The 23,630-nt window shown below is 62.6% G+C and carries 26 protein-coding genes; 10 read left to right on the forward strand and 16 right to left on the reverse strand.

The window, feature by feature from the left end; translation table 11 throughout:
• Positions 1-184 precede the first annotated feature (184 nt).
• Genes RG540_RS21775 through RG540_RS21785 form a run of 3 tightly spaced genes read left to right on the forward strand, consistent with a single transcriptional unit; the run spans position 185 to position 3,856 of the window.
• Positions 185-2,200 (forward strand): acetyl/propionyl/methylcrotonyl-CoA carboxylase subunit alpha, encoded by a 2,016-nt coding sequence (locus RG540_RS21775; RefSeq protein WP_038592388.1) that lies wholly within the window; start codon positions 185-187, stop codon positions 2,198-2,200.
• Positions 2,193-3,050 (forward strand): hydroxymethylglutaryl-CoA lyase, encoded by an 858-nt coding sequence (locus RG540_RS21780; protein ID WP_038592391.1) that lies wholly within the window; start codon positions 2,193-2,195, stop codon positions 3,048-3,050. The genes RG540_RS21775 and RG540_RS21780 overlap by 8 nt, the downstream gene beginning before the upstream one ends.
• Positions 3,050-3,856, forward strand: a complete 807-nt coding sequence (locus RG540_RS21785) for a crotonase/enoyl-CoA hydratase family protein (RefSeq protein WP_038592394.1) — start codon at positions 3,050-3,052, stop codon at positions 3,854-3,856. Before RG540_RS21780 ends, RG540_RS21785 begins: the two co-directional genes overlap by 1 nt.
• Positions 3,857-4,159: 303 nt before the next feature.
• On the opposite strand, the gene RG540_RS21790 is transcribed toward RG540_RS21785, so the two are convergent.
• The 4 genes from RG540_RS21790 to RG540_RS21805 form a co-directional block, all read right to left on the reverse strand.
• Complete coding sequence (locus RG540_RS21790; RefSeq protein WP_080725001.1) at positions 4,160-5,173, reverse strand: Bug family tripartite tricarboxylate transporter substrate binding protein; 1,014 nt, start codon at positions 5,171-5,173, stop codon at positions 4,160-4,162.
• Positions 5,174-5,198: 25 nt separating this feature from the next.
• A complete protein-coding gene (locus RG540_RS21795) occupies positions 5,199-6,074 on the reverse strand; it encodes an amidohydrolase family protein (protein WP_038592400.1) in 876 nt (291 codons plus the stop codon).
• Positions 6,075-6,093: 19 nt separating this feature from the next.
• A complete protein-coding gene (locus RG540_RS21800; RefSeq protein WP_038592403.1) occupies positions 6,094-6,747 on the reverse strand; it encodes a TetR/AcrR family transcriptional regulator in 654 nt (217 codons plus the stop codon).
• A 137-nt stretch (positions 6,748-6,884) separates the two neighbouring features.
• Complete coding sequence (locus tag RG540_RS21805; RefSeq protein WP_038592406.1) at positions 6,885-8,819, reverse strand: FAD-binding monooxygenase; 1,935 nt, start codon at positions 8,817-8,819, stop codon at positions 6,885-6,887.
• A gap of 124 nt (positions 8,820-8,943) precedes the next feature.
• Here RG540_RS21805 and RG540_RS21810 point away from each other — a divergent pair, with 124 nt between their 5' ends.
• Together RG540_RS21810 and RG540_RS21815 are read left to right on the forward strand one after the other, a co-directional pair.
• Entirely contained in the window at positions 8,944-9,432 is a 489-nt protein-coding gene (locus tag RG540_RS21810) for a MarR family winged helix-turn-helix transcriptional regulator (RefSeq protein WP_038592410.1), read from the forward strand.
• A gap of 140 nt (positions 9,433-9,572) precedes the next feature.
• Positions 9,573-9,824 carry a hypothetical protein gene (locus RG540_RS21815; RefSeq protein WP_038592413.1) on the forward strand — a complete coding sequence of 84 codons (252 nt, stop codon included), beginning with the start codon at positions 9,573-9,575 and terminating at the stop codon, positions 9,822-9,824.
• A gap of 168 nt (positions 9,825-9,992) precedes the next feature.
• Here the strand turns inward: RG540_RS21815 and RG540_RS21820 are convergent, their stop codons facing one another.
• The 4 genes from RG540_RS21820 to RG540_RS21830 all read right to left on the reverse strand — a co-directional run bounded on the left by RG540_RS21820 (position 9,993) and on the right by RG540_RS21830 (position 14,604).
• Positions 9,993-10,940, reverse strand: coding sequence for a flagellin N-terminal helical domain-containing protein (locus RG540_RS21820; RefSeq protein ID WP_038592416.1), 948 nt, complete (start codon positions 10,938-10,940; stop codon positions 9,993-9,995).
• Between the two features lie 217 nt (positions 10,941-11,157).
• Positions 11,158-11,337, reverse strand: a complete 180-nt coding sequence (locus RG540_RS31780; RefSeq protein WP_244446703.1) for a type II toxin-antitoxin system CcdA family antitoxin — start codon at positions 11,335-11,337, stop codon at positions 11,158-11,160.
• A 105-nt stretch (positions 11,338-11,442) separates the two neighbouring features.
• Positions 11,443-13,269, reverse strand: a complete 1,827-nt coding sequence (lepA, locus tag RG540_RS21825; protein WP_038592419.1) for a translation elongation factor 4 — start codon at positions 13,267-13,269, stop codon at positions 11,443-11,445.
• An 81-nt stretch (positions 13,270-13,350) separates the two neighbouring features.
• Positions 13,351-14,604 carry an MFS transporter gene (locus tag RG540_RS21830; RefSeq protein WP_038592422.1) on the reverse strand — a complete coding sequence of 418 codons (1,254 nt, stop codon included), beginning with the start codon at positions 14,602-14,604 and terminating at the stop codon, positions 13,351-13,353.
• Positions 14,605-14,779: 175 nt separating this feature from the next.
• Here RG540_RS21830 and RG540_RS21835 point away from each other — a divergent pair, with 175 nt between their 5' ends.
• The 3 genes from RG540_RS21835 (at position 14,780) to RG540_RS21845 (ending at position 16,401) form a co-directional block, all read left to right on the forward strand.
• Positions 14,780-15,355: a helix-turn-helix domain-containing protein gene (locus RG540_RS21835; RefSeq protein ID WP_038592425.1), complete on the forward strand. Its 576-nt coding sequence runs from the start codon at positions 14,780-14,782 to the stop codon at positions 15,353-15,355.
• Between the two features lie 26 nt (positions 15,356-15,381).
• Complete coding sequence (locus RG540_RS21840) at positions 15,382-15,903, forward strand: GNAT family N-acetyltransferase (RefSeq protein WP_038592428.1); 522 nt, start codon at positions 15,382-15,384, stop codon at positions 15,901-15,903.
• A 135-nt stretch (positions 15,904-16,038) separates the two neighbouring features.
• Complete coding sequence (locus RG540_RS21845) at positions 16,039-16,401, forward strand: hypothetical protein (protein ID WP_046600492.1); 363 nt, start codon at positions 16,039-16,041, stop codon at positions 16,399-16,401.
• Between the two features lie 49 nt (positions 16,402-16,450).
• Here RG540_RS21845 and RG540_RS21850 read toward each other — a convergent pair whose 3' ends face one another.
• From RG540_RS21850 to RG540_RS21865, 4 genes are all read right to left on the reverse strand, one after another.
• Complete coding sequence (locus RG540_RS21850; RefSeq protein ID WP_038592431.1) at positions 16,451-17,071, reverse strand: HAD-IA family hydrolase; 621 nt, start codon at positions 17,069-17,071, stop codon at positions 16,451-16,453.
• 139 nt (positions 17,072-17,210) lie between these two features.
• On the reverse strand, positions 17,211-18,284 hold the full coding sequence (locus RG540_RS21855; protein WP_038594441.1) for an alpha/beta hydrolase family protein: 1,074 nt from the start codon (positions 18,282-18,284) through the stop codon (positions 17,211-17,213).
• Between the two features lie 111 nt (positions 18,285-18,395).
• Positions 18,396-19,589, reverse strand: coding sequence for an MFS transporter (locus RG540_RS21860; protein ID WP_038594444.1), 1,194 nt, complete (start codon positions 19,587-19,589; stop codon positions 18,396-18,398).
• 57 nt (positions 19,590-19,646) lie between these two features.
• Positions 19,647-20,255, reverse strand: a complete 609-nt coding sequence (locus RG540_RS21865) for a TetR/AcrR family transcriptional regulator (RefSeq protein ID WP_038592434.1) — start codon at positions 20,253-20,255, stop codon at positions 19,647-19,649.
• 188 nt (positions 20,256-20,443) lie between these two features.
• On the opposite strand from RG540_RS21865, the gene RG540_RS32900 reads away from it, so the two are divergent.
• Entirely contained in the window at positions 20,444-20,614 is a 171-nt protein-coding gene (locus RG540_RS32900) for a hypothetical protein (protein ID WP_167551681.1), read from the forward strand.
• Positions 20,615-20,814: 200 nt separating this feature from the next.
• Positions 20,815-22,029: an MFS transporter gene (locus tag RG540_RS21870; protein WP_038592437.1), complete on the forward strand. Its 1,215-nt coding sequence runs from the start codon at positions 20,815-20,817 to the stop codon at positions 22,027-22,029.
• 60 nt (positions 22,030-22,089) lie between these two features.
• Here RG540_RS21870 and RG540_RS21875 read toward each other — a convergent pair whose 3' ends face one another.
• The 4 genes from RG540_RS21875 to RG540_RS21890 form a co-directional block, all read right to left on the reverse strand.
• Positions 22,090-22,311 (reverse strand): hypothetical protein, encoded by a 222-nt coding sequence (locus tag RG540_RS21875; RefSeq protein ID WP_038592440.1) that lies wholly within the window; start codon positions 22,309-22,311, stop codon positions 22,090-22,092.
• A gap of 41 nt (positions 22,312-22,352) precedes the next feature.
• On the reverse strand, positions 22,353-22,595 hold the full coding sequence (gene rpsU / locus RG540_RS21880; RefSeq protein WP_037079713.1) for a 30S ribosomal protein S21: 243 nt from the start codon (positions 22,593-22,595) through the stop codon (positions 22,353-22,355).
• Positions 22,596-22,650: 55 nt separating this feature from the next.
• Positions 22,651-22,938, reverse strand: coding sequence for a hypothetical protein (locus RG540_RS21885; protein ID WP_038592443.1), 288 nt, complete (start codon positions 22,936-22,938; stop codon positions 22,651-22,653).
• Between the two features lie 126 nt (positions 22,939-23,064).
• Positions 23,065-23,274: a cold-shock protein gene (locus RG540_RS21890; RefSeq protein ID WP_007770461.1), complete on the reverse strand. Its 210-nt coding sequence runs from the start codon at positions 23,272-23,274 to the stop codon at positions 23,065-23,067.
• Between the last annotated feature and the right edge of the window lie 356 nt (positions 23,275-23,630).

Consider the following 23,630-nt stretch of genomic DNA (forward strand, 5'->3'; position numbering starts at 1 on the left):
GCCGCATTTCGATCTCCCCCCTTGAGGGGGAGATGCCCGGCAGGGCAGAGGGGGGTAGCGCCGCATACTCCTCTTTAGTTGAGTCCGCCGCTCCACCCCCCTCTGTCATCTCCGATGACATCTCCCCCTCAAGGGGGGAGATCGGGAGCTTGCCGCACCGCTCGCCCATTGCGGGGACCGCCCAATGCTGAGAAAAGTCCTCATAGCCAATCGTGGCGAAATTGCCTGCCGCATCATCCGCACCTGCCACCGGTTGGGTGTCGCGACCGTCGCCGTCTATTCCGACGCCGACCGGGATGCCCTGCATGTGTCGCTTGCCGGCGAGGCGGTCCATATCGGTCCGTCCCCCGCCGCGGAAAGTTATCTCCAAGGCGAAACGATCATTGACGCGGCACTGCGGACAGGTGCCGACGCAATCCATCCCGGCTATGGGTTCCTCTCGGAAAACCCGGACTTCGCCGACGCGGTAACATCCGCCGGCATCCGGTTCATTGGCCCATCCTCCGACGCCATTCGCGCCATGGGCCTCAAGGACGCCGCCAAGGCGCTGATGGAAAAGGCGGGCGTACCGGTCGTCCCGGGTTATCACGGCGCCGAACAGGACCCGGATTTCCTGCTGGATGAGGCCGAGCGCATCGGCTTCCCGGTGCTGATCAAGGCGCGCGCCGGTGGTGGCGGCAAGGGCATGCGGCGGGTCGAAAGCGCGGCCGACTTCAGGGAAGCACTCGCCTCGGCGCAACGCGAGGCTTCGGCCGCATTCGGCGATGCCGCCTGCCTGATCGAGAAATACATTACCCATCCACGCCATATCGAGATCCAGGTTTTTGGCGACGACCACGGTAATGTCGTGCATCTCTTCGAGCGCGACTGCTCGCTGCAGCGCCGCCACCAGAAGGTCATCGAGGAGGCTCCTGCTCCCGGCATGCCGGAGGAGATGCGCCTTGCCATGGGCGAAGCGGCCGTCAAGGCGGCGATGGCAATCTCCTATTCCGGCGCGGGCACGATCGAGTTTATCGCCGATGCCTCCGATGGGCTGAAGGCCGACCGTTTCTGGTTCATGGAGATGAACACCCGGCTGCAGGTGGAGCATCCGGTGACCGAGGCGATCACCGGCGTCGATCTCGTCGAATGGCAGCTTCGCGTCGCGTCTGGCGAGCCTCTTCCGCGCAGCCAAGACGAGCTTTTCATCAGCGGCTGGGCCTTCGAGGCGCGGCTTTATGCGGAGGATGCCGAGCGGGGTTTTCTGCCCGCCACCGGCAGGCTTGCGCATCTGGACCTGCCGGAGGAACTGGCGCGTGTGGACAGCGGCGTGCGCACCGGCGACCGTATCTCTCCCTTCTACGATCCGATGATCGCCAAGATCATCACCCGCGGGCCGGATCGCCAGACGGCGCTGTCGCTGCTGTCGTCCGCCCTTGCCGAGGTCCGCGCCACCGGCGTCACCACCAACGCATCGTTCCTTCGGCGGTTAACAATTCAGCCTGATTTCGTCGAAGGCCGGCCGGAGACAGGTCTCATCGACCGGCATCTGGCCGAATTGACGATCGGTCAGGCCCCGGCTCGCGAGACAATGGCGCTGGCCGCCTTGAAGCTTTCCGGCGCACTCGAGCCGAAGACCGTCAGCGATCCCTGGGGCCGCTTGTCCGGATTCCGGTTATGGTCGGAAGCATCCGACTTCGTCGAACTGGATTACCGCGGCCAGCACGTGCCGATCTCGTTCGGATCGACCGGGGAGGGCGCTTATGCGGCCATCGTCGACGGTAGACAGGTCGATTTCGGCCTTTCTCGTTTGGGCGAAGATACCTATCTCCTGGAGGTCGACGGCCGTAAACGCCGGTTTCATCTCGTGCCTGGCCATCGTGACCTGACGATCTTCGGCGATGGCGAGAACTGGCACTTCGGCCTCATCGATCCACTTGCCGGCGAGGATGAGATTGCCGCCGGCAGCGATCACATCGTTGCTCCCATGCCGGGCCTTGTGAAACTCCTTCGTGCCACGCCGGGAGCCGCCGTCGCGAAGGGCGAGGCCCTTGTCGTCATGGAAGCCATGAAGATGGAATTGACGCTTGCCGCCCCGCGCGATGGGACGATTGCCGAGGTTCTTGTGTCGCAGGGCGAGCAGGTGATCGAAGGCGCGGTGCTGCTGATCTTGGAGCCGGAATTTGGAGAGCCGGAATCTGGGGAGCCGCAGGATGGCTGAATTCGTCCGCATCCACGAGATGGGGCCGCGAGACGGCCTGCAGAACGAGAAGCGGCTCATTTCCACTGCCGATAAGATCCGGCTGGTCGACCTGCTTTCGGCCTGCGGTTTCGAGAAGATCGAGGTGACGAGCTTCGTGCGTGCCGACTGGGTACCGCAGATGGCCGATGGCGCGGAGGTCATGGCCGGCATTACCCGTCGGCCGGGCACGCTCTACACAGTGCTGACACCGAACGTGCGGGGATATGCGGCGGCCGTCTCGGCCAAAGCGGATGAAGTCGCCGTCTTCGCCTCGGCGTCCGAAGGCTTCAGCCACCGCAACATCAATTGCAGCATCGCGGAGAGTTTTCAGCGGTTCGCGCCGATGATCGACAGTGCCCGCCGCGAGGGGATCCCGGTCCGCGCTTACGTCTCCTGCGCCGTCGACTGTCCTTTCGATGGTCCGACGCCGCCGGTCCAGGTGGCACGGGTGGCAACGGAGCTTCATGCGCTCGGCTGCGGTGAGGTGGCGCTGGCCGACACGATCGGCACCGGCACGCCGGATCGGGTCGCCGCCATGCTCGATGTGGTCCTCGAGCGCCTGCCGGCAGCACATCTCGCCGGGCATTTTCACGATACAAACGGCCGGGCGCTCGACAACATCGCCGTTTCGCTCGAAAAAGGCCTGCGCGTTTTCGACGCCGCGGCCGGCGGCCTTGGCGGCTGCCCCTATGCGCCAGGGGCGGAGGGTAATGTTGCGACCGGCAAGACGGTCGATCATCTGCATGCCCTGGGTTTCGAAACCCGCATCGACCGCGACCGCTTGTCCGAAGCCGAGGATTTCGCACGGAGTTTGAGGGGGCCGCGCTGATGGGGGCTTACGAGACGCTGACGCTGGAACGGGATACCCGCGGAGTGGTGACACTGACCCTCGCCCGGCCCGAAAAGCACAATGCTATGAACGCCCGGATGATCGCCGAGCTGGCGGACGCGGCCGGCAAGCTCGCGGCCGACGAGGCGGTGCGCGTCGTGGTTCTCACATCCGCCGGCTCCACATTCTGCGCCGGGGGCGATCTGCAATGGATGCGCGACCAGGCGGCGAGGGATCGCGCCGGCAAGATCGAGGGGGCGACGGAACTTGCTCTCATGCTGAAGGTGCTCGACGACCTGCCGAAACCGCTGATCGGCCGGGTTCAGGGCAATGCCTTCGGTGGCGGTATCGGCCTGATGGCCGTCTGCGATATCGTTGTCGCGGCCGACAGCGCCTGGTTTGCGCTCACTGAAACACGGCTCGGCCTGGTCCCCGCCACCATCGGACCCTACGTCGTGCGCCGGATCGGTGAAGGCCATGCCCGCCGGCTGTTCCTCAACGCCCGCCGCTTCGATGCGGTCACGGCCCGCGAGATCGGTCTCGTGTCCGTCGTTCGCACCGCCGACGAACTCGCTGCGGCGGTGGAAGAGGAGGTTTCGGCTTTTCTCGATTGCGCTCCCGGCGCCGTCGCCAGCGCCAAGGGCCTTGTGCAAAGTCTCGCCCGCCAGGCGGTCGAAGATCCGGTCGGCTACAGCACCGGCTTGCTTGCCGACCGTTGGGAAAGCGCCGAGGGCCGCGCCGGCATCGAGACGTTTCTCAATCGTCGGCCGATGCCCTGGGCGGCTCCCAAGGCAGGCAAGGACTAGAGCCTTTCAGGGTTAAATTGAATCGTTCTGTTGGCTCAAACGGAGTCGGATGATCGACCGGCCGGCGCGCGTCGTAGCCATGCTCTACGGCCAAGCCGGCCGGTCGATCAGGCGGCCCGTTTCAGCCAACCCGAAGGGCCGGGCATCTTTCCGCCAGGATCAGAGGCGATCGGCTCGGACGTACATCGGGGTATGCCCTTCGCCAATCGCCTCTGCCCTGACGAAAACCTGCTCCGGCAGAACGCTTCAATTTAACCCTGAAAGGCTCTAGCCCCGAAGTGCCTCTCCGGGACCAGTCGAGCGTTATTGCTTCGGGATGCCCGCCTTCTGGATCACGTCCGACCATTTCTGGATGTCGGCCTTCAGGCGGCCACCGATCTCCTCCGGCGTGCTGGAACGGGCTTCGACGCCGAGATCCGCGAACCGCTTCTTGAGGGCAGGGTCGGCCAGGACTTCGACGAGCGTGGCGTTCAGCTTCTTCACCGCTTCCGGCGGCGTGCCTTTCGGTGCGAAGATGGCATTCCAGGACGTCACGTCGAAACCCTTGACGCCTTCTTCCGCGGCGGTCGGGACGTTTGGCGAGAGGCTGGAGCGCGTCGGGCCGGATGAGGCGATGGCGGTCGCCTGGTTCTGCTGCAGGGCAGCTTTCAGGGCTGTCTGGCTGTCGATGATCACATCGAGTTCGCCGCCGAGCAGGGCGACCTGAAGATCGGGCGTGGCTTTGTAAGGCACGATGGTGAAATCGATCCCGGATGTCGACTTGAAGAGTTCGGCTGCCAGGTTCTGGCTGCTGCCGACATTGATCGTCCCGACATTGAGCGCGCCCGGCTTGGCCTTGGCGGCTTCCAGCACATCCTTCAGGGTTTTGAATTTGCCATCCGCCTTGGTGACGAACACGAAATCGAAATAGGCAAGGCTCGATACCGGCACGAAATCGGCGACCGGATCGAATTGCAGGTTCTTGAAGAGCGGAACGCTGATCGCCGTGCCGTTCGAAAGCAGGGCGAGCGTATAACCGTCTGCCGGAGCGTTCAGCGCCGCCCGGGCGGCGACCGAACCGCCGGCACCCGGCTGGTTCATGATGACGATCTGTTTGCCGAGCTTCTTGCCGAGCGATTCGGCAACCAGGCGCGCCGTGATGTCGGCAATCCCGCCGGGGCCGAAGGGCAGAACCAGGGTGATGTCTCTCGACGGATAAGCGTCCTGCGCCATGGCGCCGGTCGGCAGTATCAGGGTCACGGCGACAGCCAGAGACTTCATCCATCGCGCCGGCTGTCGAAACCGGCTCGCCGATCTCCCCATAGTTTTGTAATCCATTCTTTCCTCCTCCTCTAAAGACCGCTCAGGCGGCGAAACCGTATAAACGTGCTGGATTATCGACGAGCAGCCGCCGCCGATCCTCTTCCGTCAGCGCGAACCTCGGCACGAGATCCACGAGATCGGCCTCGTCGACGGGCTCCTTGAGGTTGGGATGCGGAAAGTCGGTGCCCCAGAGGCACCGGTCAGGGCTTGCCTCCAGCAGCGCCTTGGCAAAAGGTACCGCCGTATCGAACGGAAAGCGGGAGATACGTTCCGACCCGCAGACCTTGATCCAGCAGTTTTCCCGCCGCACCAGTTCCAGCAGCGTTTGAAACGCCGGCTGGTCGGTGCCGAGGCTGGTGTCGATGCGACCCATGTGGTCGATGACGAGGGGCGCTGGCAGTCGGGCGATCATGTCCGAAAGTGGCACGATGTCGGCGGCGTCGAGATGCAGCACCACATGCCAGCCGCGACCCTTGATGCGATCGATCACCCGGCCGAAGACGTCCATGTCAGGCGCGCCGCCGAGGTGGCGGACGAAATTGAAGCGGACGCCCCGCACGCCGCCGTCGTGGAGTGCCTGGTAGGCGCGGTCGTCAAAGCTGTCGTCGACGATAGCCACTCCGCGATAACGATCAGGCCGCCAGGCAATCGCGTCGAGCATGGCGCGGTTGTCGGTCCCGTGGCAGCTCGCCTGAACGATGACGGCGCGGTCGATGCCAAGCCGGTCGTGGAGCCTTGCCAGCGCCTCTTTCGGCGCATCCTCCGGCGTATAACTGCGGTTGGGGGCATAGGGGAACACGGCGCCCGGGCCGAACACATGGCAATGCGCGTCGCAGCTATTTACAGGCAGTATGAAGTTCGGTTTCCGCCGCGCGGTTGCCGTCCCGTGACCGCTCTCCTGGCGATGTTCGTTCATTTCTCCTCCCATGCGCATTTCAGATTGCAGCGGATTGCCTGGTTTCGACGCCGAGGCTTCGAAAGCTCGCATAACTTGCCTCGACGAGTTGATCGACGGCGGCTTCCCGATCGTTCCCATCGACCGTGCCGCCCGAAAGACGCGTCACGCGGTCTGGATTGATCAGGGCGTAATAGAGCGAGCCGAGCAGGAACTGGCTGCGCCAGACGAGCCCGCTCAATGATGCACCCGGCACGCAGTCGGCTAAGGCCTTGATGAAGGCACGGCTGGTTTCGTCGAATGCGTCCGCGATGATCGCCTGGGCGTCGGGGTTTCCTTCTGCCGACAGCACCGCCCGCATCCGGGTGAATTCGGCACCGCCGCCATCGCCCTCGGACGAGGAAACGAAGGCAGGCACGACATAGGCGCGCAGGATCGCCATCAGCCGCTGATCGGGATCGCTGATCCGCAGCGCTTCGCCCAGAAGCTCGCGGCGACGGGCGTTCATCGGCACCGTGTGGCGCTCGTAGACCTCCCGCAGCAATTTCGCCTTCGAGCCGAAATGGTAGGTCAGGCTGCCGACATTGGCTCCGGACGCCTTGGCGATGTCCCGCAGCGACACGGCATTGTAGCCGCTGCGGGAAAACAGGGTCACGGCGTTTCTGAGCAAGGCTTCCCTCAAATTCGGGCGCATGGAGATCCATTGTCAATTGTCCGCGCAATTTGTACGGTTGTACAAATTAGCCGTCAATCGAAATGGCGCCATGAGGGCGGAGATTGTTTGCCGCGGAAATTAGTCTCTAAAAAACCAATTCCCACACCGGAAGCGGGCTAGTTCTGCGGCACCATGAAGCCATCGAAGAACGCCGACAGCTCGGCATATCCGTCGAGCGGCAGCACATGCGCGACATACTGGTCCGGCCGCACCAGGACCATGCAGCCCTGTTCCCGATCGATGCCGCGCATGTCGAAAATATCCTGCCCGCTCTTGAAGTCGGGGCAGAACATCTTCTCGTAGTCGCGGAGCCCGTAACGGCCCTTCCGGGGCAGCAGGAAAGTCGGCATGGTTTCGACGGCAAGCGTGCGATGGGCCTGCTGGAAGACGACGCGGAAATCGATCACCGAGTCGATGTCCTGGCCGGCCGGCGTATGTCGCTTCACCGGCGAGGTGGGGGAGCCCGCCAGGAAATCGCAAAGCGCCCGCAGCCGCGAGGAGGGGGCCGCGCGATCTTCCGCGCCTGCAAAGGCATAGATGCGCCAGCGGCCGTCCGCCTTGGCGGCATGGCCGAGTTGCGTAGGCTTGGCATCGGCCAGGCGGATCGCCGGCGCCGAATGGAACCGCGTGCCGATCGTCAGCCCCTTGGCGAGATGCTGATGGGTGGCTTCGCCGGTCAGCACCGACGGCGTGTAGCGGGTCGCTGTACCCGCGGTATAACGCCCCGACCGGACGAAATATTTCTGCACTTCCGCCGGCTCGACGCCGTCGCCATCCGGATCATCCGGGGATTTCAGCGGCGCGCTCAGCATGGCCGACCATTCGCGGTCGAAGTCGATCAGTTCCTTGGCGATGGTCTGGCGTTCGGCGGAATAGCTGTGCAGCAGATCGGGCCTGCTCCGTCCCTGCAGGACGGCCGCCAGTTTCCAGCCGAGATTGAACCCGTCCTGCATCGAGACGTTCATGCCCTGGCCGGCTTTCGGGCTGTGGGTATGGCAGGCGTCACCGGCGATGAAGACATGGGGCAGACGCTCTCCGATCGCGTCTTCGGCCACGTCGTCGAACTTGTCGGTAAGCCGCTGACCGATCTCGTAGACCGACCACCAGGCGACCTCCTTCACCTCGAACGTGTGGGGATGCAGGACACGCTGCACGGCCGCGATCAGCTTGTCGACGGTGATGTTGCGGCTCGCGACCCGCTCGTTCTCGTTGAGCTTGTCCATCTCCACATAGATGCGGACCATGTAGCCGCCTTCGCGCGGAATCAGCACGATGCTGCCTTCGCCGGCGGACTGGATCAGCGCCTTGAGGCGGATGTCGGGAAAATCGGTAACGGCGAGCACGTCCATGACGCCCCAGGCGTGATTGGCGGAATCGCCGTGCAGCGCCCGGCCGATCGACTTGCGCACCGTGCTGCGCGCCCCGTCGCAGCCGACGACGTAACGGGCCTTGATGATCTCGATTTCACCTTCGTGGGAGGGCTCGAGGCGCTCCAGCCTCGCGGTCACCGGATAGTCGGAGGCGGCCGGGTCGGTCTCCAGATCGATCAGGCGTCGCGAATAATGCGGTTCGAGCCGGGTCGGTGATTTGCGCATGACGTCGAGGAAGAAATCCTGCACGCGCGCCTGGTTGAGGATGACATGCGGAAATTCGGAAAGCCCATCCTCGGTATCGTCGATCCTGCCGCTGCGGACGATGTTCTCCCGTTTTGCGTCGTCAGGTTTCCAGAACGTGGTCTCGTTGACCCAGTAGGATTCCTGGAGCACGCGCTCGGCAAAACCGAAGGCGTGGAACATTTCCATCGTGCGGCAGGCAATGCCGTCGGCCTGGCCGCGCAGCAGCGGGCCGGATCGCTGGTCGACGATGCAGGTCCTGATGTCGGGAAAGGCCGACAGCTGTGCGGCGAGCGTCATGCCTGCCGGACCGCAGCCGACGATCAGGACATCGACTTCCTCAGGAAGCGGCCCTGCCTCGACAGGTGCAGCGTATCGATCCTCCGGGTGAAAGATTTCCGGGTCGCCGGGCTCGAACCCATTCAGATGGAATTGCATGGAACCAGTTTCCTCCGCATGTTTCTTGATGGCGTCCGCGGAAATGGATTCGGCGGATCCAATATTGATCAGTATACTGATTATCAGTATACGTGTCAAGCTTGCGATGGTTTTGGAGAGTTTGGTGAAAGACAACGATGACATGCCGGGGCATCTGGCCCGCCGGTTCCAGCAGATCGCCGTGGCGGTCTTCCATGCCGAGGTCGAGCAAGCCGGCTACGACCTGACACCCGTCCAATACGCGGCGCTTGCGGCGATCAGCACCAATCCCGGGATCGATCAGGTAACGCTTGCGGGGCTGATCGCCTACGACCGGACGACGATTACCGGGGTCATCGACCGGCTGGTGCAGAAGGGCCTGCTGGTGCGCAATGCCAGCACCAAGGACAGGCGCGCCCGCGAATTGCAGATCACCGACGAGGGGCGGAAGACGCTCGACGGCATAGCGCCGGCGGTGGAGGCGGCGCAGGAATTGATGGTGCGCGGCCTGACGGCAGAAGAGACGGACGAACTGCTGCGGCTTTTGCGCAAGGCGATTGCCGCCGGCAACGAGTTGAGCCGCGCACCGTTGCGCGAGGTTTCGGACGCCGCCAAGACCAAGCCGGTCACCTGACCTGCTTCGGGCAAGGCGTCGCCCGGCTCGCGGAGTACGCGGCGTATCAATCCCGCTCCGTTAACCATTTGTTGACCATATTGGTCGAGCCTCCTCTGTCGGCACGCCAGCCGTAACTTGGATACAGCAGGGAGAAGAGCATGACGCTCGTGACATTGCCCAACAAGATCGTGCGAAACAGCCACCACACCGTTCTGGTGATGCGCGACGGCGGCACATGCCAGGCCGTCTGCGTCGTCAACGACGGCAGGATCGGCGACGTCTGCTCGAAGCTCGGCCTCATCGAGAGGATCGCCAGCAACAAGCTCGATCACGGCGAAGTGGCGTTCGATGGCCGCGTCTGGATCACCCATTCCGACATGCCGCGCCCACTGCATGCGGGGCGCCACTGACAATTGCGTGGCCCTGCGCTGAAGGTGCTCCGACGCCATCGCGTCTGGTTTCTTGTCGCAGGGACAGGAATAAAAAGAGCGGGGATGCCTTCCCGCTGGGTCTTACCCCGCGAGCGAACGAAACATCCGGCCCCCGAGCATACCCAAGGGCCGGATATCGGGGAGGTATCAGCGGAAGAGGTCGAGAATGCGTTTCGACTGCTCGTTGACGATGCTGAGGCCGATCGTCTGGAGTTGCTGCTGCACCTTCGTGGCGGCAAGCCTGACGGCGCTCTCTTCCATGTTGGCATCGACCAGGCGCCCGACACCGCGGTCGATCGCATCATGCAGCTTGGAGAGGAACTCCGTATTGGCACCGATGCGGCTCGAAGTGGAGCCGAGTTTGGCGCCGGCGGAGGTGAGGCCCGAAAGCATGCTGTCGGTGGCGGAGATCATCCCGTCCAGCTCGTCTTCGGTGGTCGAATTCGAGATCTTGATTTCGCTGGCGGTTGCCGAGCCCTGCGATCCCGTGTCGAGAAGGTAATATTCGTAGGCGGTGCCGTTGTCGGTGGTGCCCGAATAGGCCTTGGTCAGAAGCCCGTCGGCGGCGTCACTACTGCCGACCAGCGTCGTCGAGGCGGTATCGAAATCGATCGTGTTGAGGGCCGTGGTGCCGTCGGGGCCTGTCGATGAGGATGCCAGCAGCGACTTGACACCCGGCGTCCCGGCGGAACTCAGCCAGTTCTCGCCGTTGAAGGACGACGATTCGGCGACCATGCCCAACTGATCCTTGAGTTGGCCGATCTCCGCATTGATTGCGTCTCGGTCCACGCCCGGCGAGCGCGCCAGGATGAGTTTTGCCTTGATCTCGGAAACGAGGCCGGTCGCAGCCTCCATGCCGAGCGACGCCGTATCCGCCATCGCGGCTGCAAGGCCCGATGCGTCCCCGACCGCCGAGAGCGACATGCCGGTGGAACGCATGGAGGTGGCGATCGACCAATAGGCGGCGTTGTCGGATGCCGTATTGACGTTGCGGCCGGTTGCCACCTGGATCGTGTTGCGCTCCAGCGCCTTGGCGGAGCCGGTCAGCAGCAACAGCGCAGACGCCGCCGACTGATTGTAGGAAATGCTGCTCATGAAGCGTCTCGCAGGTGGGAAGGACACGTTACGGGCTCAGGCAGTGAAGATCGGCGTCATGCCCTTGAGCTGGCGCCATATCAGCGCACGAACTCATCACCTGCAATCACTGTGCAGCAGCGAGATTTCAAAGCGTTTGCAGGATTTATTAAGGTTTTAGTGATTGGCGGATTTTTTGAGGGGCGGGCTGAGGTGACGATAAGATCAAACCGCGTCGTCAGAACCGGCGATACTTTGCCAGCGGCAGGCCGTGTTTCTCGACATACTCATTGTGAAACCGGATTGCCTCGGCACTTTCCAGCCGCCAAAGGCGCTCCCGCTCGGCTTTGAGGGCCTTGGCGATGCCTTCCTCGGCGGACTGCGAGAGGTCGATCTTCAGCGCGCGAGCCTCGGCAATAAGGTTGCCGTCTCACAAAAGCCTAGTCGATTTGCGGGCGGGCTGGGACATTCCAACCTCCAAGTTCAGCGCAAAATATATGCGCATAAACTGTCATTGGAAAGATCAGTCGTCCTTCATCTTCAGCGCGGCAATGAAGGCTTCCTGCGGGATGTCGACTTTGCCGAACTGGCGCATGCGCTTCTTGCCTTCCTTCTGCTTGTCGAGCAGCTTGCGCTTGCGGGTGGCGTCGCCGCCGTAGCATTTTGCGGTCACGTCCTTGCGCATAGCCGAGATCGTTTCGCGGGCGATGACGTTGCCGCCGATCGCCGCCTGGATCGGGATCTTGAACATGTGCCGCGGGATCAGGTCTTTCAGCTTCTCGCACATGTCGCGGCCGCGCTTTTCGGCGGCCGAGCGGTGGACCAGCATGGAGAGCGCGTCGACCGGCTCGCCGTTGACCATGATCGACATCTTCACGAGGTTGCCTTCGCGATAGCCGTGCAGATGGTAGTCGAACGAGGCATAACCCTTGGAGATCGACTTCAGGCGGTCGTAGAAGTCGAACACCACTTCGTTGAGCGGCAGCTCATAGGTGAGCATGGCGCGCTTGCCGACATAGGTGAGTTCGGTCTGGATGCCGCGCCGATCCTGGCAGAGTTTCAGGATGCCGCCGAGATAATCGTCGGGCGTCAGGATCGTTGCCTTGATCCACGGCTCCTGGATTTCGGAAATCTTGACCACATCCGGCATGTCCGCCGGATTGTGCAGCTCGCGCTCGGAACCATCGGTCATCGTCAGCTTGTAGACAACCGAAGGCGCGGTGGCGATCAGGTCGAGGTCGAACTCGCGCTCCAGGCGCTCCTGGATGATTTCCAGATGAAGCAAGCCGAGGAAGCCGCAGCGGAAGCCGAAGCCGAGCGCTGCCGAACTTTCCATTTCGAAGGAGAACGAGGCGTCGTTGAGGCGCAGCTTGCCCATCGCGGCGCGCAGGTCCTCGAAATCGGCCGCATCGACCGGGAAGAGGCCGCAGAACACCACCGGCTGAGCCGGCTTGAAGCCCGGCAGCGCATGCGCCGTCGGCTTCTTGTCCTCGGTGATCGTATCGCCGACGCGCGTATCGGCGACTTCCTTGATCGAGCCGGTGAAGAAACCGATCTCGCCCGGGCCAAGACTGTCGACGGCCAGCATTTTCGGGGTCAGAACGCCGACGCGCTCCACCTGGTATTTGGCGTCGGTACCCATCATGCGGATGGTCTGGCCCTTGGTCAGCACGCCGTCGAGAATGCGTACCAGAACCATGACGCCGAGATAGGTGTCGTACCAGCTGTCGACCAGCAGCGCCTTCAGCGGGCCCTTTTCGCCGAGTTCGCTCTTCGGCGGCGGCAGCTGGTGGACGATCGCTTCCAGCACGTCGGGAATGCCGAGGCCGGTCTTGGCCGAGATCAGCACGGCCTGCGACGCGTCGATGCCGATCACTTCCTCGATCTGTTCGCGGATACGGTCGGGTTCGGCCGCCGGCAGGTCGATCTTGTTGAGGACGGTGACGATCTCGTGGTTGTTGTCGATCGCCTGGTAGACGTTGGCGAGCGTCTGCGCCTCGACGCCCTGGGACGCGTCGACGACGAGCAGCGAACCTTCGCAGGCCGACAGCGAACGCGAGACCTCGTAGGCGAAGTCGACGTGGCCGGGCGTGTCGATCAAATTCAGGATATAGGTTTCGCCGTTATTCGCCTTGTAGTGCAGGCGCACGGTCTGGGCCTTGATGGTGATGCCGCGCTCGCGCTCGATATCCATCGAGTCCAGCACCTGTTCCGACATGTCGCGCTCGGCAAGGCCGCCGGTCGTCTGGATCAGCCGGTCGGCCAGCGTCGACTTGCCGTGGTCGATATGCGCCACGATCGAGAAGTTGCGGATATGGTCAAGCGGAGTGCGGGTGGAATTGGTGCTCATGGTCGCGCATATAGCAGCGCGAATCCCTGCCGCAAAGCGGAAAGATAACCTTTCGTTGAGGATAAAGCCCGGCGGCGTGGGCTATTTGGCGGGCTTTTCGGTCTCCGGACCGGTCATGACGGAGGCGTTCGGAAGCTGTGCGCTTCTGAGCCCGACATTCTCCCGTTCGTCGGCCGGCACGCCCACGCGTTCCTTGAGGCGCCAGATCACGTAAGTCCCATAGGCGATCGCCACCAGGATCACCGCATAGATGAAGGTGTGCTGGCCGAAAGCGGGGGTGAGCAGCGTCACCCCGAGCGGCACGATGGTCGCCGCCGTCGACCAGGCGACCAGCAGCGTCGAGGAGAGCGGCACGAAGTCGCCGGGATCGGCGCGGTCGTTGGCATGCGCATTGGCGACCGAATAGACGGTCTCGACCGCGCCGCCGAAGATGAGGAAGACGAGCATCAGGACGATCATCATCGAGAAGGAGACGAACAGCGCCGCGGCGCCTGCCGCAACGATCAGCGCGCAGGTGATCAAGAGCACGAAGCGGCGGTCGATGCGGTCCGACAGCATGCCGAGCGGATATTGCACGAACAGCAGGCCGGTCTGCATCACCAGCATCAGCAGCGCCACATCCGTCTGCGCCACGTGGCTGGTGGTGGCGTAGATCGGCACGAAGCCCTGTATCACCATGGAAAGGCCGCCGGACGCGAGCACGCCGATCAGCCCGACCGGCGAGATGCGCCAGGCCATTTTGATGTCGACATTGACATTGGCCGGCGCCGGCGGGTTCGGCAGGCGGGTCAGCCCGATCGGCAGGATAGCGAGCGCGGTGACGAACACCACGGCGAGCGGCGCCAGATTGCCATCCGTCGGAATACGGCCGAACAACCAGGCGCCGGCGCCGAGCCCCAGCACGAAAGCCATGTAGAAGAACGACATTGCCCGGCCGCGCCATTCGTTGGAGGCGGCGTGGTTGAGCCAGCTCTGGGCGATGATGAAATTGACGTTGGAGGCTGCCCCATAGACGCCGCGCGCCAGCACCCAGTAGATCGGCGGCGGGTTGGTGGCGATCAGCACGGCGGCGATGATCACCATCGCCATCGAGCACGAGAACAGGCGCGCATGGCCGACCCGGCGGATCAGCGGGCCGCCGACGAGGCAGCCGACCAGGCCGCCAAAGGCGAGCGTCGGGACGGCGGCGCTGGCGGCCCAGGTGTCGCCCGTCTGCGTCAGCACGAAAGGAACATAGGCGGACATGATGCCGCTGCCGATGGCGGCGATCGTCATCGAGACGACGATGCTGGCGATCGACAGGGGCGACGCCGTCTCGATTGTCTGGCCGTTCATCTCGTCTCTCCGCAAGCGCGGGCGTCGGCAGGTTCCGCCGACTTGAAGCCCGATACTGCTCCATAGCCGATGGACCATGACAGGAGCTATCGCGGAAGCGCCATCGCTTATAAAATTCGACGGTTCCATCATCGTACCGCTTGATTCTATTATAAGAGAATGCAATTCTCAAATCATGGAAACGACGGATCATGACATCGAGAACGCCATCAGCGAGCGGCTGAAGAGCCTGCGCGCCCGCGCCGGCCTGACGCTGGACGATCTGGCGAGCCGCTCCGGCGTCAGCCGTGCGATGATTTCGCGGGTGGAGCGGGCGGAGGCGAGCCCGACCGCCGCGCTGCTGGCAAGGCTGTCGGAAGCGCTCGGACTTTCCCTCTCCGCCTTCTTCGCCGATGACGAACCGCAGAGCTCTCCGCTCAGCCGCAGGGCGGAGCAGAAGCTGTGGCGCGATCCGCATACGGGTTATCTGCGCCGCTCGGTTTCACCGCCGGGCACGCCGTCGCGCGTCGATATCGTCGAGGTGGATTTCCCCGCCCATGCGCGGGTCAGCTTTCCGCCGCGCGAGGAAAGCCGGGTGATGACCCAGCATGTCTGGCTCTTCGAAGGCGTGCTGGAGATGATCATCGGCGAAACCGTCCATAGGCTGCAGCCCGGCGATTGCCTCTACATGGATATCGGCGATGCCTTCGACTTCCACAATCCATCCGACCAGCCGGCCCGGTATGCGGTCATCCTCGACCGCGGCCGCTGAGCATTTTCATCAGGAGATTTTTCAAGATGACCGTCATCATTCGCATCCTCAATGCCGGCGAAACCCGCGCTGCCATAACCGATCTCTCCGAGACCCTGTCCGACTGCGTCAATGGCGGGGCCTCGCTCGGTTTCATGCTGCCCTTCGCGCCGGAGGATGCAGTCGGCTATTGGCAGGAGATTGCCGATGCGGTCGAAAAAGGCGGCATCATCCTCGCGGTGGCCGAAGTGGAGGGCAAGGTCGTCGGCACGGTGCAGGTGGGCCTTGCCTCGAAGCCGAACCAGCCGCATCGCGGCGACTTGATGAAGCTCCTCGTGCATCGCTCCGCCCGAGGGCTCGGCCTGTCGCGCAGGCTGATGGAGGCGGTGGAAGCGGAAGCCGCACGGCGCGGCCGCACGCTTCTGGTGCTCGACACGGCGACCGGCAGCGAGGCGGAAAAGATCTATCCGCGCTTCGGCTGGGAGCGGGTCGGAGTCATTCCGGATTATGCCATGTGGCCGCAGGGCGGTTTCTGCGCCACCACGCTGTTTTACAAGAGGGTTGCTTGAGGGTCCAAGAAAAATCTACCAGGACGTCCCCCTCCATCTCGATTTATTCTTGCAAATCAGGGCATATGAACGGGCGCCGCTGATCAGGCGCTATCATTAGGGGGCTTCATGTTGATTTTTAATTCGCTGCCGGCGATGCGCCGCGCAGCCCTGGTGGTTTTGACGGCAACCATCTGCTCCACCGCTGGACAAGCGCTGTCTGCGGACGTGAGCTTCGTGATGCGCAACGAGCATCCGAACGCCGTCGAGGTCGAGCTTTACAGCCAGGACCGCAAGCATGTCTGGCCGGGCGGCAATCAGGTCTATTATCTGGATGACGGCGAATCCAAGCAGATCCACCTCTCCTGCCAGCAGGGCGAGAACATCTGCTACGGCGCCTGGGTCTCCGGCGACAAGCAGACCTATTGGGGCACCGGTCCGAACAACAAGGAAGCTTGCGAAGACTGCTGCTACGTCTGCAGCGGCGGCGAGACCGAGGAAATCAATCTGGTTGAGTAAGTAGGGGTCTGAAACAGGATCGGCCGCTCGGCCGGCCGATCCCTTCGCCTCAGCGGTTTTCTTCAACTGCCGCAAACGGGGCGATGGCTGCTTCCAGCGTCATACCGGCTGTCCAGTGGACCGCGTTCCAGCCGAACACTCGGGCGGCCTCCACATTTTCGAGCGTGTCGTCGAGGAAGAGGATCTCGTCGGGCGACGCACCCGTTTCCGCGGTGGCGAGGCGGAAAAAATCCTGCGCCGGCTTGCGATGGCCGAATTTGGCGGAATAGAAAATACCGTCGAAATGGCGGGCGAGGCCGAGTTCATCCATCAGATAGGCTGCGCGCCGATGTTCCTGGTTGGTGGCGAGATAAAGCGCCAAGCCGGTTTCTCCGAACACGGCAAGATCGTCGAGCAGCTTCCGGTCCAGCCGGGAATCGTTTTCGAACCAGTACTGGAGCAGCGTTTCCGCTTCGAGATGCGGGGCGATCTCCCGAAGCACCGCGGTGAGGCGAGGCTCGATCGGCTCCCGGCCGATGACGATGTCGGGCCAGTAAGGCTTGAAGAATTCCCGCTGCCACACGTCCAGCGGCAGGCCGAGATCCCGTTCGAGATCGGTTGCGAACGGCAATCCGTCGCCGGGACGCCCGTGAACGAGCACGCCGTCGACGTCGACCATCAGAATTTTCATTGCTTATTTTCCAGATCTGAAAACGGGAATAGTTTTGGACGCCGCTTCCTATCGGTGGATGATAGCCGGATGATGACGTTCAGCGGATAGTATTGCCCACTCCGCTGAATGACGAAAACCCGAAGAGCGCACTTTTCGCTCAGCGGCTGGGTTTGAGGCCTCGCTCGAAAGCCGAAACGATGAGGCCGGTCAGTTCCCGGTGAATATCGGCCCGCGATCGGCTGGTGTTTTCATCGCAGATCGGATCGGTCTCTTCGACGGATTTCAGGAACTCGGCCGCACCCGGTTTGCAGACGGGCAGGAAACTGAAATGGTTGGCATCGTTCACCTGCGCATAGCTGGCATTCGGGGCCTGTTTCCCCAGCACGTCCGAAAGCACCGCGACCGGGATTTGCCCGACGCTGCCGAGATTGACGACGGTCACCGGAATATCGATGGCTTTCACACTGCCGGCCGTGAAAGCCGTCGCAAGACCCGGATCGACCATGACGGCCGCAGTGACGCGCCGATCGCGGTTCGATCGTTCGAAGCGTGCCCTGTCGATGCTTTCGAGATCGAATTTTTTGACCGCGACCTGCTCGCCATCGGCAAAACCGCGCCCGCCTCGGAACCAGATGCAATCCATCATGGCCGGATAGTCATCGCAATACCGTTTGTAGGCATCGAGATCGGCACGTGCGCCGGCAAGCTCCATCGCCGTACTGCCGCCGAGCGAGAAGCCGAGAACGCCGATATGCTCTGTGTCGATTGCCGCCTTCCAGGGGGCTTCGCCGGTCAATGCGGTGATGATGTCGGAAAGATCCTGAGTGCGTTCCCAGATCTTCGGCGTCGCGGCCGGCGTGGAATCGCCGCTCGTGGTGCCGGGATGGTTGGGACCGGCGACGATGAAGCCCGCCTCGGCGAGCCTGGTGGCAATCCAGGCCATGCCTTCGGCGCGGGAGCCGGAGCCATGGGACAGGAGCACGAGCGGAAAGCGACCGCTTTCGGGGGACGCGTTCTTCGATGCAGGCGATCCCTCGAAAATCCGGTTGTCGCCGATGGACGTCGTTTCGCCGTCACCCTTTGACGGATACCAGACGGTTACCGCAAGTGCCCGATCGTGTTCGGGCGAAACCACACTGATTTTCCGGACGCCGACGGGATCGGCGGCAAGGGCGGATGAATTGCTGATACCCGCCAGCAGAAGAGCAAAAAAGCGAAGGGTGGGTCGCATGGAAGCCTCGTTGATCTGAGAAACGAAGGCTGACCCCTGGCAGGAGGATGGCACGTTGACGACCTCGATCACGTTCGAGGTCGTCCTTGAACGTGATCTTGTCCTATCGCCTTAAACCTTGGCGCGTTTTTCCGTCAGGAAATAGAGGAAGGCGATGACCGGCAGGGCAAGGCCGAGCGAGGAGGCAAGCAGCCAGCCGCCTTCGGCAAAGGCCCAGGCGCCGACGGCGGAGCCGATCGCGCCGCCACAGAAGAAGGTCGCCATGTAGAGGCCGTTGAGCCGGCTTCTCAGGTCCGCGCCGAGATTGTAGATCGACCGCTGGCCGATCACGAGCGTCATCGTTACCCCGAAATCGAGCAGGATGGCGGCAAGCGTCAGCAGCGCGAGTGCCACGACCGAGCCTTCAGGGGCGATATGGGTGATCAGGAAGGCGACGGCGACGGCTCCGATCCCGAAGATCGTCGCAGGCCGGCCGAGATCCCGGTCGGCCAGGCGTCCGGCGATCGGTGAGGCGATGGCGCCGGCCACACCAGCCAGGGCAAACAGCGCGATGCCGGCCTGACTGAGATGGAAGGCGGGGCCGGCGAGAACCAGCGGCGTCACCGTCCAGAACAGGCTGAAAGTGGCGAACTGGCAGGCCTGGTAGAAAGCTCGGCGGCGCAGAACCGGCTGGGTGGCGTAAAGGCGACCCATCGATCCGAGCAGGCCGAAATACGAGAGCTTCGTCTGCGGCATGCGCTTCGGCAGCCGCGCGGCAAGCACGAAGCCGAGCACGATCATCGCCGCTGCCGACAGGAAAAAGACGATGTGCCAGGAGGAGAACTCGGCAACGAAGCTCGAGACTGGCCGGGCCATCATGATGCCGATCATCAGCCCGCTCATGACATTGCCGACCACCCGGCCACGATTGGCATCATTGGTCAGGCTGGCGGCAAACGGCACGATCATCTGCACGGCGGTGGAGCCGATGCCGATCGCCAGCGACGCGGCGAGGAACGGGATGGTCGCGGTGGACAGGCCGGCGCCGAGCAGCGCCACCGTGACCACGCCGATCATGGTGAGGATCAGCCGGCGGTTTTCCAGAAGGTCGCCGAGCGGCACGACCAGCAGCAGGCCGAGGCCGTAACCGATCTGGGTCAGCGTGACGATAAGGCCGGTCGCATGCGCCGGCAGGCCGATCGAGGCGGCGATCGGCCCTGCGAGCGGTTGGGAATAATAGAGATTGGCGGCGATGAGGCCGCAGGCTGCGGCCATGACGAAGGTCATCGCGGCGGACAAGCCGGAAGCCGCCGCCGGCGTGGCCATCGTTGCGGTATTGGTGGTCATGGGAAGCTCCTTGGGAGGAAGGATTGCATTGAAAAATCAGTCGAGAAGTTTCATGGCCGCATCGACCACGGAAAAGGCGCGGTCCCGGTTCGGCCCGGTTTTGCCGAGCACTCTCAGGCCTTGCGTAACAGAGAGCAGGACGTGGGCGGTGGTGAGCGGGTCGATCGCCGGTGGAATGGAGCCATCCGCCTGGCCTTCGCGAATGAGGCCGTCGATCATGGCTTCGGTCCGGGCCATGGAGCGGCCCACCCGTTCGGCTGCGTCGGCATCGTAGACTGCGAGTTCGATCGCCGTACCGACAACGAGGCAGCCGCGCCGGCCATTCTGGCCGTGCGAGGCCTCGGCATAAAAGCGCAGCATGCGGGAAACCTTGTCGCGGCCGTTTGCGCCTTCGGCCAGTTCCTGGTCGAGAAGTGCATTGCGGACCTGCTTGTAGCGGTCGAAGCTTGCGAGAAAGATCGCCTTCTTGTCCTTGAACGCCTTGTAGAGACTGCCGGCGGCAAGCCCCATGGCGTCCTTCAGCTCGGAAATCGAGGCCGCGTGATAACCCCTCTCGGAAAAGACGATGATCGCCTTGTCGAGTGCATCTTCGATCTCGAATTCGCGGGGACGACCCGGCGGGCGCGTCGCTGTCTTGATATCCATGGTATTGGCTTATTTCGGAAACGATCGTTTCCAAATAGAGGCGTCTTTGCGCTTCGTCAAGGGAAAACCTGCCCGTGATGTATGAAGCTTCGATGTCGGCCAGCGCGCGGGATCCGACGATTAGCGGGAACACTTCAGGCGTCCGGCGGTTACGTCCCTGTCACCAACCGCAAAAGCTGGAGGCAGACATGAGCAAGAGTGACGTACAGGAAGCCGTAAAACGCGCCGAACGCCAGGTCGAGAACACCAGTGCCGGTGGCCACCTCGGCGGCACCTATTATGGCCAGAACCCGGACGGCAAGACGGCATCCACCAACACCAATGTCGGCAAGAACCGTCCCAACACCGGGAGCAGCTAGACGTCACCACCATCAGGAGATTTTGGAGAGCCCCGCCGCTTGCGGGGCTTTCTCGTTCTATGATCCAAAAATCCGGTTGCGAAAAAATCGGTCGGCTCTGTCGGGAGAGAAGGCCCCCGGACGTCCTTGGTTCAAGGATGGGCATAGCGATGCTGCGCAAACCGTCCGGATCTCGGAACCTGTGACATATGGGAGTAGACATGAGTAACAATTATCGTTGGGTCATCGTCGCAGCCGGCGCCCTGATGGGCTGCGTCGCCGTCGGCACGATGTTCTCGCTGGCCATCTTTCTGGAGCCGATCGCCAAGGCGACCGGCTGGTCTCATGCGGGCATTTCGAGTGCCATGACGCTCAATTTTGTCGTCATGGGCCTCGGCGGCTTCATGTGGGGTACGTTGAGCGACCGTTTCGGCGCGCGTGTCGTCGTGCTGATCGGAGCCGCGCTTCTCGGCCTGGCGCTGGTGCTTGCCAGCCAGGCGCAGAGCCTCCTTGCCTTCCAGCTGATCTATGGCTGTCTGATCGGGCTTGCCGCAAGCGCCTTCTTCGCACCGATGATCGCCGTCACCATGTCCTGGTTCGACGAGCATCGCAGCCTTGCGGTCTCGCTGGTATCCGCCGGCATGGGCATGGCGCCGATGACAATCTCGCCCTTTGCCCGCTGGCTGATCACCGCCTATGACGACTGGCGCCTGGCGATGCTGTTCATCGGCATCGGTGCCTGGATCCTGCTCCTGCCGACGGCTTTCCTCGTCCGCAATCCGCCGGCCGTGGCCGCCGCGGGTGGCATGGCGTCTGAACCTCAGGCCGAAGGTGCCGGCATGCCGCTGTCGCGGGTGTTCCGCTCGCCGCAATTCCTGGTGCTCGGGTTTACCTTCTTCGCCTGCTGCGCGGCCCATTCCGGACCGATCTTTCACATGGTGAGCTACGCGATGTTCTGTGGCGTGGCGCCGATGTCGGCCGTCAGCATCTACAGCGTCGAGGGGGCGGCGGGCCTTGGCGGCCGCATTCTGTTTGGGCTTCTGGCCGACAGGCTGGGCGTCAAGCCGGTGCTGATCGGCGGACTGATGATCCAGGCCGTGGTCATTGCGGCCTACACGATGGTGAGCGATCTCAGCCAGTTCTACATGTTGGCGGTGATCTTCGGCGGCACCTATGGCGGTGTCATGCCGCTCTATGCGGTGCTGGCGCGCGACTATTTCGGACCGAAGATCATGGGTACCGTGTTCGGGGCGGCGACCATGCTGTCGAGCCTCGGCATGGCCTTTGGACCTCTCGCCGGCGGCTGGGCCTTCGATCATTTCGCAAATTATGACTGGCTGTTCTTCGGTTCGGCGCTAGTCGGTCTCGGGGCGGTGGCGATCGCTCTCGCCTTTCCGCCGCTGCCACGCCAGCCGGCGCAGCTTCAGGCCGCTTGAGCGGCTCACATATGCTGAGCCACAAATCAAAAAGCCCGGAAAATTCCGGGCTTTTGAAATTCAGTGATCGGCCGAGGCCTTGCGGCCCTTGGCTCGAACCGGGGCCGGAACAGGCTCCGCCGCTTCGCGTTCAAGGCGAAGCTGCCTCAGTTTCTCGGTTTTCTTTTCCCGCTGGGTCGCTTCCGCCGAAATGATGGAGCGCGCGGTGTGATCTGTCGCGGCAGCTTTGTCACGCGCGGAAAGCTTGGTGGGATTGAAGAATTCGTCCTTGGTTGCGGCCATAATATCCTCCTTCCTGATGGGATGTCCGTGCGGTCGACAAATTATCCGCGCGCCGGACGGATCACTTTCTTGGGAGCCGGCAGGAGGCCTTCGCGCTGCATCTTCTTGCGGGCCAGCTTGCGGTAACGCCGCACAGCTTCAGCCTTTTCGCGCACCCGCTTTTCAGAGGGCTTCTCATAGGCGCTACGCGCCTTCATCTCGCGGAACACGCCTTCGCGCTGCATCTTCTTCTTCAGAACCCGAAGGGCCTGCTCGACGTTGTTATCTCTGACTAGAACCTGCAAACTATATCCTTTCCATTGCGGGCAGATCCCGCTTTCGATCAAAGGGTTGAATGACTTACTTTCCGATACGGATGCTGGCCGGCTTCAACCAGGGGCCGCGCGGGGCGGCTTCCAAAGCCTCGTCCTTCCTGGCGGAAGAGGCCGTCTCCGAAGTGTCGATATCGCTTTCAACGATGCGGCGCTCGAAATTCTCTGTGCCGAAACGTACGCGGTATTGGTTTTCGCCGCGGTCGGCTGCCGGCAAAAGGCCCACGACACGGCATGTCCGATCGCCAGTGGCGGTCCGGGTCAGGCCGGCCTTGAGGACGATGTTATCGCCTATGGTATAGACACTTGCGCTCATCGTGTTCTCCTTGGACCGGCCGAAAGCCGGAGCAAAACAAAAAGGCCGGGCGTTACCCCGACCTCTTCCCGTCATTCAAGCCGTCGCTGCCAGTACATCCGTGGTCAGCCGAGGCGAATGACATTCTTATGCGGCCCGGAGGTTGTCGGCCGAGCTCTTGCCGGACTTGCGGTCGCGAACGATCTCGTAGGAGATCTTCTGACCTTCCGTCAGGGAAGACATGCCTGCGCGTTCGACAGCAGAAACGTGAACGAAAACGTCCGTCGCGCCGTCATCAGGCTGAATGAAGCCGAAACCCTTGGTGCTATTGAACCACTTTACGGTGCCAGTATTCATAACGATTTCCTTTCAATCGTTAGAGATTGCGGACAGTATTCCATCCGCTTTGATCGATATTTGAGAGGAAATCTGACTGAGCACCAGGCCCGGGAACAAAGGTCGCAAGCAATTTTCGATAGCGTCAATATAAGCTTTATCCGTTGATAATCAATGCTGCCACGGAGATTTAATTTTCCGGGAGCTCAACGGCGGCGTCGAATTTCTCATTCAACGACATGATATTACAATGCAATATTGAAATTAGCAACCGCTTTGGCCGGTTCGGCGACCGATATTGAGGCGGCGGCGGCCGGCTTTCGAACACCACGCCCGGAGGATCGCTCCGGGCGTGGTGCATGTCATGCGACGATCTG

The sequence above is a fragment of the Neorhizobium galegae bv. orientalis str. HAMBI 540 genome (genome assembly GCF_000731315.1).
In the GTDB taxonomy this organism is placed as follows: Bacteria; Pseudomonadota; Alphaproteobacteria; order Rhizobiales; family Rhizobiaceae; genus Neorhizobium; species Neorhizobium galegae.

Coding starts and splice junctions, on each gene's coding strand:
- RG540_RS21775 (WP_038592388.1), top strand. CDS start 185: ATGCTGAGAAAAGTCCTCATAGCCAATCGTGGCGAAATTGCCTGCCGC.
- RG540_RS21780 (WP_038592391.1), top strand. CDS start 2,193: ATGGCTGAATTCGTCCGCATCCACGAGATGGGGCCGCGAGACGGCCTG.
- RG540_RS21785 (WP_038592394.1), top strand. CDS start 3,050: ATGGGGGCTTACGAGACGCTGACGCTGGAACGGGATACCCGCGGAGTG.
- RG540_RS21790 (WP_080725001.1), bottom strand. CDS start 5,173: ATGGATTACAAAACTATGGGGAGATCGGCGAGCCGGTTTCGACAGCCG.
- RG540_RS21795 (WP_038592400.1), bottom strand. CDS start 6,074: ATGAACGAACATCGCCAGGAGAGCGGTCACGGGACGGCAACCGCGCGG.
- RG540_RS21800 (WP_038592403.1), bottom strand. CDS start 6,747: ATGCGCCCGAATTTGAGGGAAGCCTTGCTCAGAAACGCCGTGACCCTG.
- RG540_RS21805 (WP_038592406.1), bottom strand. CDS start 8,819: ATGCAATTCCATCTGAATGGGTTCGAGCCCGGCGACCCGGAAATCTTT.
- RG540_RS21815 (WP_038592413.1), top strand. CDS start 9,573: ATGACGCTCGTGACATTGCCCAACAAGATCGTGCGAAACAGCCACCAC.
- RG540_RS21820 (WP_038592416.1), bottom strand. CDS start 10,940: ATGAGCAGCATTTCCTACAATCAGTCGGCGGCGTCTGCGCTGTTGCTG.
- lepA (WP_038592419.1), bottom strand. CDS start 13,269: ATGAGCACCAATTCCACCCGCACTCCGCTTGACCATATCCGCAACTTC.
- RG540_RS21830 (WP_038592422.1), bottom strand. CDS start 14,604: ATGAACGGCCAGACAATCGAGACGGCGTCGCCCCTGTCGATCGCCAGC.
- RG540_RS21835 (WP_038592425.1), top strand. CDS start 14,780: ATGGAAACGACGGATCATGACATCGAGAACGCCATCAGCGAGCGGCTG.
- RG540_RS21840 (WP_038592428.1), top strand. CDS start 15,382: ATGACCGTCATCATTCGCATCCTCAATGCCGGCGAAACCCGCGCTGCC.
- RG540_RS21845 (WP_046600492.1), top strand. CDS start 16,039: ATGCGCCGCGCAGCCCTGGTGGTTTTGACGGCAACCATCTGCTCCACC.
- RG540_RS21850 (WP_038592431.1), bottom strand. CDS start 17,071: ATGAAAATTCTGATGGTCGACGTCGACGGCGTGCTCGTTCACGGGCGT.
- RG540_RS21855 (WP_038594441.1), bottom strand. CDS start 18,284: ATGCGACCCACCCTTCGCTTTTTTGCTCTTCTGCTGGCGGGTATCAGC.
- RG540_RS21860 (WP_038594444.1), bottom strand. CDS start 19,589: ATGGCCACGCCGGCGGCGGCTTCCGGCTTGTCCGCCGCGATGACCTTC.
- RG540_RS21865 (WP_038592434.1), bottom strand. CDS start 20,255: ATGGATATCAAGACAGCGACGCGCCCGCCGGGTCGTCCCCGCGAATTC.
- RG540_RS32900 (WP_167551681.1), top strand. CDS start 20,444: ATGAGCAAGAGTGACGTACAGGAAGCCGTAAAACGCGCCGAACGCCAG.
- RG540_RS21870 (WP_038592437.1), top strand. CDS start 20,815: ATGAGTAACAATTATCGTTGGGTCATCGTCGCAGCCGGCGCCCTGATG.
- RG540_RS21875 (WP_038592440.1), bottom strand. CDS start 22,311: ATGGCCGCAACCAAGGACGAATTCTTCAATCCCACCAAGCTTTCCGCG.
- RG540_RS21885 (WP_038592443.1), bottom strand. CDS start 22,938: ATGAGCGCAAGTGTCTATACCATAGGCGATAACATCGTCCTCAAGGCC.
- RG540_RS21890 (WP_007770461.1), bottom strand. CDS start 23,274: ATGAATACTGGCACCGTAAAGTGGTTCAATAGCACCAAGGGTTTCGGC.